This is a genomic window from Streptomyces sp. NBC_00448, from assembly GCF_036014115.1.
GTDB lineage: Bacteria > Actinomycetota > Actinomycetes > Streptomycetales > Streptomycetaceae > Actinacidiphila.
Genome location: NZ_CP107913.1, coordinates 2,845,469 through 2,856,138, shown reverse-complemented (window position 1 = coordinate 2,856,138; position 10,670 = coordinate 2,845,469). Strand labels below are relative to the sequence as shown.

At 71.9% G+C, this 10,670-nt stretch carries 10 protein-coding genes; 8 read left to right on the top strand and 2 right to left on the bottom strand.

Translation table 11 applies throughout. The features are described from left to right. Positions 1 to 40: 40 nt before the first annotated feature. The 6 genes from OG370_RS12165 (at position 41) to OG370_RS12140 (ending at position 5,872) form a co-directional block, all read left to right on the top strand. Positions 41 to 1,297, top strand: a complete 1,257-nt coding sequence (locus tag OG370_RS12165) for a CbiQ family ECF transporter T component (RefSeq protein ID WP_328474032.1) — start codon at positions 41 to 43, stop codon at positions 1,295 to 1,297. Then, positions 1,294 to 3,063, top strand: coding sequence for an ABC transporter ATP-binding protein (locus OG370_RS12160; RefSeq protein ID WP_328463449.1), 1,770 nt, complete (start codon positions 1,294 to 1,296; stop codon positions 3,061 to 3,063). The genes OG370_RS12165 and OG370_RS12160 overlap by 4 nt, the downstream gene beginning before the upstream one ends. A gap of 92 nt (positions 3,064 to 3,155) precedes the next feature. Beyond that, positions 3,156 to 3,965: an ECF transporter S component gene (locus OG370_RS12155; protein WP_328474030.1), complete on the top strand. Its 810-nt coding sequence runs from the start codon at positions 3,156 to 3,158 to the stop codon at positions 3,963 to 3,965. A gap of 91 nt (positions 3,966 to 4,056) precedes the next feature. Further along, entirely contained in the window at positions 4,057 to 4,911 is an 855-nt protein-coding gene (locus tag OG370_RS12150) for an HD domain-containing protein (RefSeq protein WP_328463447.1), read from the top strand. A gap of 18 nt (positions 4,912 to 4,929) precedes the next feature. After that, positions 4,930 to 5,106 (top strand): hypothetical protein, encoded by a 177-nt coding sequence (locus OG370_RS12145; protein ID WP_328463445.1) that lies wholly within the window; start codon positions 4,930 to 4,932, stop codon positions 5,104 to 5,106. Between the two features lie 106 nt (positions 5,107 to 5,212). Then, entirely contained in the window at positions 5,213 to 5,872 is a 660-nt protein-coding gene (locus OG370_RS12140; RefSeq protein ID WP_328463443.1) for an MSMEG_1061 family FMN-dependent PPOX-type flavoprotein, read from the top strand. Between the two features lie 82 nt (positions 5,873 to 5,954). Here OG370_RS12140 and OG370_RS12135 read toward each other — a convergent pair whose 3' ends face one another. Next, the gene (locus OG370_RS12135) at positions 5,955 to 6,380 is read right to left on the bottom strand and encodes a winged helix-turn-helix transcriptional regulator (protein WP_328463442.1); all 426 of its coding nucleotides are present in this window, start codon (positions 6,378 to 6,380) and stop codon (positions 5,955 to 5,957) included. Positions 6,381 to 6,455: 75 nt separating this feature from the next. On the opposite strand from OG370_RS12135, the gene OG370_RS12130 reads away from it, so the two are divergent. Together OG370_RS12130 and OG370_RS12125 are read left to right on the top strand one after the other, a co-directional pair. After that, positions 6,456 to 7,376: an NADP-dependent oxidoreductase gene (locus OG370_RS12130; RefSeq protein WP_328463441.1), complete on the top strand. Its 921-nt coding sequence runs from the start codon at positions 6,456 to 6,458 to the stop codon at positions 7,374 to 7,376. 261 nt (positions 7,377 to 7,637) lie between these two features. After that, entirely contained in the window at positions 7,638 to 8,669 is a 1,032-nt protein-coding gene (locus OG370_RS12125) for a serine hydrolase domain-containing protein (RefSeq protein ID WP_328463439.1), read from the top strand. Between the two features lie 204 nt (positions 8,670 to 8,873). Here the strand turns inward: OG370_RS12125 and OG370_RS12120 are convergent, their stop codons facing one another. Continuing rightward, a complete protein-coding gene (locus OG370_RS12120; protein ID WP_328463437.1) occupies positions 8,874 to 10,505 on the bottom strand; it encodes an MFS transporter in 1,632 nt (543 codons plus the stop codon). Between the last annotated feature and the right edge of the window lie 165 nt (positions 10,506 to 10,670).

Sequence of the window (10,670 nt, the reverse complement as noted above, 5' to 3'; positions counted from 1 at the left end):
GCCGCCGCCCGAACCGGCTCAACCGGCGAAACCGGCTCAACTGGCTCGACCGGCCGGTTCCGGGCGGCGGTTGCCGCGCACCCTGCACCCGATCGCCTGGTGGATCTGGGGCATCGGCCTGGCCACCGCGGTCAGCCGCACCACCAACCCGCTGCTGCTCGGCCTGGTGCTGGTCGTGCTCGGCTACGTCGTCACCGAGCGCCGTACCGACGCGCCCTGGGCGAAGGGATTCAAGTACTACCTGTGGCTCGCCCTGACGGTGATCGTGATCCGGGTGGCGTTCCGCTGTGTCTTCGCCTCCGGCATCACCCCGGCCGACCACATCATGTTCTCGCTGCCGCACATCCCGACTCCCCACTGGTACGCGGGAATCCAACTCGGCGGCCCGGTCTCGCTGGAGGCCACCCTGTCCGCGGCCATCGACGGGCTGCGGCTGGCCTGCCTGCTGTGCTGCATCGGCGCCGCCAACACCCTCGCCAACCCCAAGCGCGCGCTGCGCGTGCTGCCCGGCGCGCTGTACGAACTCGGCGTCGCCGTCACGGTGTCGATGAGCGTCGCGCCCCAACTTGTGGAGAGCGTACAGCGGGTGGCCCGCGCCCGCCGGCTGCGCGCGGACCGGGCCAGGGGGCTGCGCGCGCTGCGCAGCATCGTCATCCCGGTGCTGGAGGACGCGCTGGAGCGGTCGCTGTACCTGGCCGCCGCGATGGACTCGCGCGGCTACGGCCGGGCCGGCACCGCCACCCGCGCCTCCCGCCGGGCGACCGGCGCGCTGATGCTGGTGGGCATGCTCGGCCTGTGCACCGGCGTCTACGGGCTGCTCGACGGCACCACCCCCCGCGCGCTCGGCCTGCCCGCGCTGCTGGCCGGCTCGTTGCTGTGCTGCGCCGGGCTCGCGCTCGGCGGTCGCCGGGTGCGCCGCACCAGCTACCGGCCCGACCCGTGGCGCGCCGCGGAGTGGGTGGTGGCGGGCTTCGGCTGCGCCACCGCCGCCGTGCTGTTCCTCACCGTCGGGTACAGTGCGAGCGACCTCAACCCGTCGCTGTATCCGCTGCGTTGGCCGTCGCTGCCGCTGCTGCCCGCCGCGGCGGTGCTGCTCGCGGGGGTCGCCGCTTTCGCCGCGCCGCCGCCCGCGCGCGCTCCCGGCCGGGCGGCGGCCACCTCCCAGCAGGCGGGCCGGAAGACCGGGAAGTCCGGCAGGACCGGCAGGACCGGGACATCCGCGGTGCCTGGGAACTCCGCGCCCGCGCCCACCTCCGCCCAGGACACCGACGACACCCACCGCGAGGCCCTGCTGTGATCCGTTTCGACCAGGTCAGCGTCCGCTACGACGGAGCCGCCGCGCCCGTGCTGCGGGCGGTGGACCTGCGGATCGAGGAGGGCGAACTGTGCCTGGTGGTGGGCCGCACCGGCGCCGGAAAGTCCACGCTGCTCGGCACGATCAACGGCCTCGTGCCGCACTTCACCGGCGGCACCCTGGCCGGGCGGGTCACCGTCGACGGCCGCGACACCGCGCACCACCCGCCACGTGAACTCGCCGACGTCGTCGGCGTGGTCGGCCAGGACCCCTCGGCCGGCTTCGTCACCGACACCGTGGAGGAGGAACTCGCCTACGCCATGGAGCAGTTGGCGATTCCCGCGGACGTGATGCGCAAGCGGGTGGAGGAGACCCTCGACCTGCTGGGCCTGGCCGACCTGCGGCACCGCGCGCTCAGCGAACTCTCCGGCGGCCAGCAGCAGCGGGTCGCGATCGGCTCCGTGCTCACCGCCCACCCCCGCGTCCTCGTCCTGGACGAGCCCACCTCCGCCCTCGACCCGACCGCCGCCGAGGACGTGCTCGCCGCCGTCACTCGCCTCGTGCACGACCTCGGGGTGACCGTGGTGCTGGCCGAACACCGGCTGGAGCGCGTCGTGCAGTACGCCGACCGCGTCATCCACCTCACCGGCGACGGCACCGTCACCGACGGCCCGCCCGGCACCGTATTCCGCACGTCCACCGTGGCGCCCCCGGTGGTGGACCTGGGCCGCCTCGCACGGTGGGACCCGCTGCCGCTGTCCGTACGTGACGCCCGCCGCGCCGCCGCGCCGCTGCGCGAACGGCTCACGCCGCTGCCGGTGCCGCCGCCGCGCCCAACGGCGCCCGAGGGTGGGGTCGTTGACCGCGCCGCCGCCGAGCCCGTCGCCGCGGAGCCGGCCGTACCGGTGCTCAGCGCCAAGGGCGTCGTGGTCCGCTACGGCGAGGTGATCGCCGTCCGCGAGGTGGACCTCGACCTGCGGGCCGGGCAGGTCACCGCGCTGATGGGCCGCAACGGCTCCGGCAAGTCCTCGCTGATGTGGGCGCTGCACGGCGCGGGCCCGCGCCAGGCCGGCACCGTACGGGTCGGGGCCGGGCCGGAGGCAGCCCCCTCCGGCGCCGAACAGCCCCCGCAGCGCGGCTGGTTCGGCCGGCGCCGGGCGCGTACCGCCGAACGGCGCGGCCCGATCGGCCTCGTCCCGCAGACCCCCACCGACCTGCTCTACCTGGAGACCGTCGGCGCCGAACTCGCCCAGGCCGACCGGGAGTCCGACACCGCGGGCGCGCCCGCGGCCCGGGCGATCCTCGACCGGCTCGCGCCCGGCATCGCCGACGACACCCACCCCCGCGACCTGTCCGAGGGACAGAAGCTCTCCCTGGTGCTGGCCATCCAGCTCACCACCGCGCCCACGGTCGTCCTGCTCGACGAGCCGACCCGCGGGCTCGACTACCAGGCGAAGCGGGCCCTCATCCAGATCGTCGACACGCTCTCCGCCGAGGGCCGCAGCGTCGTGATCGCCACCCACGACGTCGAGTTCGTCGCCTCCAGCGCCGACCGGGTGATCGTCATGGCCGAGGGCGAGATCGTCGCCGACGGCCCGACGGCGGAGATCATCGTCGCCTCGCCCGCGTTCGCCCCGCAGACCGCCAAGATCCTCGCGCCGCTGCCGTACCTCACCGTCCCCCAGGTCGCCGCCGCGCTCGACGCGCACGACGGCCTCGACGCGCACGGCGGCGCGGACGACCTCGGCACGGCGGAGGCTTCCCGATGAGCGCGCCCGCCGCCCGACCCGCGGACGACCACGCGGCCGCGAAGAACCGTACGACCGGGGAGCGCCGTACCAGCGCGGTGCGGCTGCACGCCATGGCCACCGTGACCGTGGTGCTCGCCGCGTTCATCGGGGCGGTCGCCTTCTTCTGGCCGTTCGTCGTCGCGCCCGGCCGGTTCGGCGCCTCCTACGCGCCGCCGCTGATCTTCGGGGTGCTGCTCGTCCTGGTGCTCGCCGTCGTCTTCGCGGAGATCGCCGACGGCGGCATCGACGCGAAGGCGCTGGCCATGCTCGGGGTGCTCTCCGCGGTCAACGCGGCCCTGCGCCCGCTCGGCGCCGGAACCGCGGGCGTGGAGACCGTCTTCTTCGTCCTGGTGCTGGCCGGCCGCGTCTTCGGCCCCGGCTTCGGCTTCACCCTCGGCTGCACCTCGCTCTTCGCCTCCGCCCTCCTCACCGGCGGCGTCGGCCCCTGGATGCCGTACCAGATGTTCGGCTGCGCCTTCGTCGGCATGCTCGCCGGCCTCCTCCCGCGCGCCCGCGGCAAGCGGGAGGTGCTGATGCTGGCGGTCTACGGCTCCGCGTCCGGTTACCTCTTCGGCTTCCTGCTCAACCTCTCCTTCTGGCCCTTCTCGCTCGACCCCGGCAGTTCCCTCGCCTACCTGCCCGGCCTGCCCTTCACCGAGCAGTGGCACCGCTACCTCGCGTTCGACGCGGCCACCTCCCTCGGCTGGGACACCGGCCGCGCCGTCACCAACTTCGTCTGCGTCCTCATCGCCGGCCCGGCCGTCCTCACCACGTTCCGCCGCGCGGCCCGCCGCGCCAACTTCACCCCCGCGATCCACTTCACGGACCCGCTCCCGCCGCCGGACCCGCTCCCGCCGCCGGCCCCGACCCCGCCGCCGTGACGCGTCGGCGACGCGCAGCCGGCGTCCGCGCATCCCCGTATCCGCCCATCGGTTCCTCCGTCCCACCGCCCGCCCGGCCTCAATTGACCGGGTGAACAGCCGGACGGATCAGAGCGCGTCGCAGGGCGCCGGGGTCGGGAGGGCCCGGCCCGTCCCGACCAACGTCGTGGGTCTGGCCGCGGAGTTCACCGACCCGCTCTGGCGGGTACCCGTGCGCCTGCCCCCCGTGGAAGTCGACCTGCTGCGTACCGAGCCGCTCCGGCGCCTGCACTTCGTCGCGCACGCGGGGGCCTCGACGATCAGCACCTTGCAGTCGTACTCCCGGCTGGAGCACACCCTCGGTGTCCTCGCGCTGGTCGCGCACTTCCGCCCGCGGGACGAACTCCTGCGAATCGCGGCGCTGTTGCACGACATCGGGCACCTGCCGTTGAGCCACACCTTCGAAGGCGTCCGGGGCCTCGACCACCACGCCATCGGCGTGCGGTTGCTGCGGACCGACCCGATCCGTGGCGTGCTGGAGCGGTACGCGATCCGTACCGAGGACGTCGCCGTCGCGCTCGGCGGGCAGCCCGCCTCGCCCCTCACCAACCGCTCCGGGCTGCTGAACCTCGACCATCTCGACACCTCCGTGCGCAGCGGACGCGCGGCCGGACGCCTCGATGCCGATCCCGCCGTGCTGCTGGGACGGCTCGTCCTCAAGGACGCCGCGGTGTCGGCGGACCGTGAGAGCGCCGCGTCACTGGTCGGCCTGGTCTGCGCGGAGGCCCGGCTGCATACCTCGTGGGACAACGTGGGTCCGGTCGCGGTGGTCCGGCGGCTGGCCGGCCGGCTGCTCGACCACACCACCCTCACCCCCGACCAACTGTCCCGGACGACCGATCCGCAGCTGTGGTCCGCGTTCGACGCCTGCGCCGCCACGCGCGCGGAGAGCGCCATGATCCGGTAAGAGCCAAACCGATTGCGGGTGACGGTCGGGCATGCCCGCGGGGATGGTTCCGGTGGGGACTTCTCGCTGCGCAAGATCTACCGTTCCGCGCCGCCGGTGGAGGGGCAGCCGATCGAGGTGTCCGCGCCCGAGCCGGCGGCCGAGTTGGACGCGCTGAGTTCGCTGGCCACCGACTTCCACGTCCGGTGGAGCTGAGTGCCCGCTCGCGGTGCCGTCCCCACGTCTGCACGTCTGCACGTCTCCACGTCCCCACGTGCATCGGCCAAGTGCGGTCGCGGGGCGGCCGATTAGGGTCGGTGGCATGACGACGTCCCTTACCGGCAGCGCCTTCGACTCACTCCGTCGCGACGCCGTGCGCGACCAGGACGCGCTGCGTCGGATCTACCAGCAGCCCAGCGACGCGGCCGTGCGCAAGCAGATGAACGAACTCACCGAGCAGACACGCCGGTTGATCGGCTGCTCCTCGCTGGTCCTGGTCGCCAGCGCGGACGCCGACGGCAACTGTGACGTCTCCCCGCGCGGCGGCCCCGCCGGGTTCGTCGCCGTCCTGGACACACGGACGGTGGCGATACCCGACGCGACCGGCAACAAGCGGCTGGACACCCTGCAGAACGTCATCGCCACCGGCCGGGCCGGGCTGCTGTTCATCATTCCGGGGCGCACCACGACGCTCAGGGTGAACGGCCGGGCCTGCGTCTCCACCCGCCCGGAACTGCTCTCCCAACTGACCGCCGTCGGCAAGCCGCCGGCCAGCGCGCTGGTGCTGGGGATCGAGGAGGTCTACCCGCACTGCCCCAAGTCGCTCATGCGCAGCGCCGCCTGGAAGCCGGAGGAGTGGCTGCCGGCCGACGCCCAGCCGGCCTCGGCCGAGGTGACGCTGGCCCAACTGCGCGAGCCGGAACTGACGATCGCCGACATCGAGCAGGCGGAGGCGGACTCGCTGAAGTACCGCTACGAGTAACGCCTGGACCCGCGCGAGCCGCCCACCTCACGGGTTGCCGTGATTCCGGTTGCCCTGATTCCGGGACTCCCGAGTCCGCGGCTCATGGACCGGATACGGGCGGCGCCGCTGCCACGCCCTGGTCGTAGTCCGTGCGGGCGCTCTGGACTTCCTCGATATGGCACTCGGCCCATGCCTTGATCGCGGTCATCACCGGGAGCAGGCTGCGGCCGAGCGGGGTGAGCCCGTAGTCCACCCGGACCGGCACCGACGGGGTCACCGTGCGGGTGAGCAGGCCGTCGCGTTCCAGCGTACGCAGCGTCTGGGTGAGCATCTTCTGGCTGACCCCGGCGATGATCCGGTTCAGGTCGCTGTACCGCCGCGGCCCGTCGGCCAGCGCGTTCAGCACCAGGCTCACCCACTTGTCGCTGATCCGGTCCAGCAGTTGGCGGGCCGGGCAGGTGGCGAGGTAGGCGTCGTAGGCGGCGCGCTCGTCGGCGCGGCGCTGGGCGGCGGTGCGGGTGGCCATGGCACTCCCGGGTCGGGTAGGCACTCCGAAGTGCGTACTTCCCGGTGGAGAGTAACACTCCGTAGGTTCGTGGCCATGAGAGCTGTGATCGTTCGTTCCTTCGGCGGCCCGGAAGTCCTTGAGGTGGCGGAAGTGGCCGTGCCGGAACCGGGTTCCGGCCAGGTCCGGATACGGGTCGCCGCCGCGGCGGTCAACCAGGTGGACCTCCAGACCCGTTCCGGCGCGCTCACGGCGGGCGGCCTGCTCCCGGAGCGGGCGGTCATCGGCCTCGGCTGGGATGTCGCCGGCACCGTCGACGCACTCGGGCCCGAGGTGGTCGGCTTCCGACCCGGCGACGCGGTGATCGGCTTGTCCGACCGGCTGGCGCTGCCACTCAAGACCCAGGCCGAGTACGTGGTGCTGGACGCGGACGCGGTCGCCGCGGTGCCGGCGGGCACCGACCTGGTGGCTGCCGCGACCCTGCCCCTGGGCGGGCTCACCGCTGCTCAGGCGCTCGACATCGCCGGGGTCGAGCCCGGCGACACGCTGCTGGTCACCGGAGCGGCCGGGTCGGTGGGCGGCTACACGGTGCAGCTCGCCGCGCTGGCCGGTGTGCGGGTGGTCGCGGTCGCGGGCGGCGGCGATGAGGAGTTGGTGCGCGGTCTCGGCGCGGAGTTCTTCGTGCCGCGCACCGCGGATCTGCCCGCCGCGGTACGCGACTTGGTACCCGGCGGCGCGCAGGCCGCGGTCGACGCGGCGTCCGTGGGCATCCTCGCGCTGGACGCGGTGCGCGGCGGGGGCTCGCTGGTCGGTGTGCTGGGCAACGCGCCGACGCCGCTGCGCGGCATCCGGGTGGGCAACGTCTGGATTCGCGCGGACGGCTCCCGCCTCGCCGAGTTGGCCGCCGCCAGGCTGCGTCCCCGGGTCGCCGACGTCCTGCCGCTGGACGAAGTCGCCGAGGCGCACCGCAGGTTGGCGGCGGGCGGGCTGCGCGGTCGCCTGGTGCTGGTGCCGTGAGCGGATGTCGTGGGCCGATGCGGTGAGCTGATGTCGTGCGCCGACGTGGTGAGCCGCTGCCGTGGGCTGACAGGGTGGGCCGGCGTGGTGAGTTGGGACGTCCGCGGAACGGACAACGAGACGGACCTCGGGCTCCAGTTCATCGGAAGAGCCTTCCCCGGACAAGTTCGCCAATGTTCGCCGCCCGCGTAGGGGCTGCGTCTCCCGCACCGCCCCGTGAATGATGCAACGATGAGTCAATTTCATTTGGTTGAGGGAGCGTTGGCCGAGGTCGTGTCGCAGGGGCGTTGCCTCGGTGCCGCGCTGCGCGTGCTGCACGACGGCGTGGAGGTCCTGGACCTTGCTGTCGGTGACGCCACTGCCACTCATACGATGGCGACGGGCACTGTCGTGCCGTGGTTCTCGGCATCGAAGCTGGCGGCGACCGTGGCCGTTGCCCGCGCATGGGAACTGGGCCTGCTGCACCCGAACGATCGCGTCGTACAGCACCTTCCGGAGTTCGCCGGACCTGGCAAGGACGACATTCGCATCGAGCATCTCCTGACCCACACCGCGCCGTTGCGGGCCGTCGACCGTGAGACCGGCCGACGATTCGCCGACGGCAGGCATGCCCTGCTGGAGTTGGTCCTGAGCGGTGACGCCGACCCCGATTGGACGCCTGGCACCCGAGCGGCCTACCTCGGCCACGCCGGGTATCTGCTCCTCGACGAGATCGTGCGACGAGGCAGCGGCCGACCGTTCGCGGACTTCCTGCGCCAACAGGTCACCGCGCCGCTGCGGTTGACCTCTCGACTGGGTGGTCCTCCCGGCGTCGATGTCGTTGACGTGCCGTGGTTCGGCCCGGCCGAACTGGCCTCCCGCGTTGCGCGTTTCGACGTCAGTATGGGGTATCCCAGCGCCTGCATGGCGGGCCCGTTCGGTGATGCCGCGGAGATCTGCGAGATGGTACGGCAGGCTGGTACACGGCACGGCCGACGTATCCTCTCGCCCGAGACCTGTGCCGCCTTGGTCACCGATCAGCGACCGCCAACGCTGATCGACGAGTCCGCCGGGCGCGCCCGGCGCTGGGGACTGGGCATGGTCCTCGCCGCAGAGAACTTCGGACCTGCCTCACCTGCGTCCTTTGGTGCGTTGGGAGGAACGGCATGCCTGGTCTTCGCAGATCCCGAAGCCGGCCTCACCGTCTCCCTGTATTTCAACGGGAACACCGGTGCCGCCGACAGACTCAGCCGTGACCAGCGTGTCATCGACGCGCTCTACCGCGACCTCCGACAACTCGGACTGCGGCCGTAAGGGCCGAGAATACGGTGGGCGAGCATAAAACCGTTTCGGCGGATATCGGCGCTGCCGCGGGCTCTGGGGGACCCTTCCCGCCGGGGCGGGCTGACCAAGGCGCTGTACTCTGCCGCGCCTGTCGTGCCGGGGTATCCCGAACTCGCGGGCCCCCGGGCCGTGACCGCGCGGCGGGCAGCGGCCACCCCACCGATGCGGATTCCCTCACACCGGTTCCTCGGAGACGCGGGCCTCTTCGAAGTCCGGCTCCGGTAGCGGGCGCTTCGGCTTTGCGACGGCAGGCAACGTGATCAGCAGCACAGCTGCTCCGAGGAGGGCGATGACCGCGATCCAGCCCGCGCCTACATGCATCGCGTGGACAAACGCGTCATCGGCAGCCTGGGCAAGCGCGGGCCGGTGGGCAGCGGCGGCGACGTGGCGGGCCTGTTCGGCGGAAACCCGCGCCTGATCCCGCACCGGAGCGGGCGCATCCTTCAGCGAAGGTGCTATCGCACGCCGGTACGTGATCGACATGATCGTGCCGCCCACCGCGATTCCGATCACGCTGCCGGTCTGCCGCACGGTGTTGGTGACGGCCGATCCCGCACCGGCCTGTTCCAACGGCAGGTTGCTGATCAGTGCGGCGGTGACGGGGCCGATCACCACGCCGATCGAGAGGCCCTGCACCAGCAACAGGATCTCGATCCAGGCGAGTGGAGTGTGCAGTCCGAGGAACCCGTACCCGGCCATGGTCAGCGCAGCCACGGTGAGGGCCGGCGCGGCGACAGGGCGTAGGGACAGGCGGCGGACCAGGCGCGTACCAAGGGGCGCCCCCGCGAGCGCGCCGAACGCGGTCGGGATATTGGCCAGGCCGGCCTTCATCGGCGAGAACCCGAGGGCGCCTTGCAGGTAGAACGCGTTGTAGAAGGTGATGGCGGCCACGGCGAAGAGCAGCAGTCCGAGCGCCACGTTGCCGCCGCCGAAGGTGCGGTGGGCGAGCAGGCGCGGATCGAAGCTGGGCGCCTTGACGCGCAGTTCGGCGAGCACGAAAACGGCCAGCAGGACCAGGCCGGTGACGATCGGCGCCCAGACGTCGGTACGACTCCACGCGGCCACCTGCCCCGCCCGGATCAGTCCGTAGGCCAACGCCACGAGCCCACTGATCGACAGCAGCATGCCGGCGGGGTCCAGCTGCCGCCGGGTGGGGCTGCGGAAATTCGGCACCAGCGCGGCGAGTCCGACCAATGCCAATACCGCGACCGGGACATTGATCAGAAAGACCGAGCCCCACCAGAAATGATCGAGCAGGAACCCCGCGAGTACGGGGCCGGCGGCCATTCCGACACCGGCCGACGTCGAGAAAATGCCGATCGCGGCAGCCCGCGCGGGGCCGGTGAAGGTCCACATGAGGATGGCCAGATTGGTGGGCGTGATCAGCGCGCTGCCCACGCCCATTGCGGCCCGAGCCGCAATCAGCTCGCCCGCGTCGCCCGCGTACGCCGCCCACAGCGAGGACCCGGCGAAGATCACCAACCCAGCGGAAAACACCGTCCGGTGACCGAAGCGATCGCCCAATGCGCCTGCGGTGAACATCAATGTGGCGAAGGCCAGGGTGTACGAACCGGTCGCCCATTGCAGTTGACCGGGATTGGCCCCCAGTCCACGGACCGGGTCCGCAAGGGTCTCCAGTGTCGTACTCAGAACGGTGTTGTCCAGCCAGATCAGCAGCGAGCACAACATGAGAACCGCAAGAATCAACTGCTGCCTGGATTTCGGCAACGCTGGAGACGTGGTCATGAACACCTTCGGATAGCGATCGGCGAGGGCCTGAACGACTGGACCATAGGTAAACGCCACGGCGCTGTCAAGCTTTGATTTTCTGGTCAATGCCGTTGCGGTCGAACGTGCTTTATGCCCTCTGCCGGATTTGCTTGCCGAACAATTCTGTGCCCTCCGGCGGAAGTGCGAGTCGAGGGAATTCATGACGCCTGGAGGGTTGCGACCGAGCGGATCTCATGCCCT

Excerpts from the sequence above, each read along its gene's own strand:
- OG370_RS12155 (WP_328474030.1), top strand. The coding sequence starts at position 3,156 with ATGGCCACCGTGACCGTGGTGCTCGCCGCGTTCATCGGGGCGGTCGCC.
- OG370_RS12140 (WP_328463443.1), top strand. The coding sequence starts at position 5,213 with ATGACGACGTCCCTTACCGGCAGCGCCTTCGACTCACTCCGTCGCGAC.
- OG370_RS12135 (WP_328463442.1), bottom strand. The coding sequence starts at position 6,380 with ATGGCCACCCGCACCGCCGCCCAGCGCCGCGCCGACGAGCGCGCCGCC.
- OG370_RS12130 (WP_328463441.1), top strand. The coding sequence starts at position 6,456 with ATGAGAGCTGTGATCGTTCGTTCCTTCGGCGGCCCGGAAGTCCTTGAG.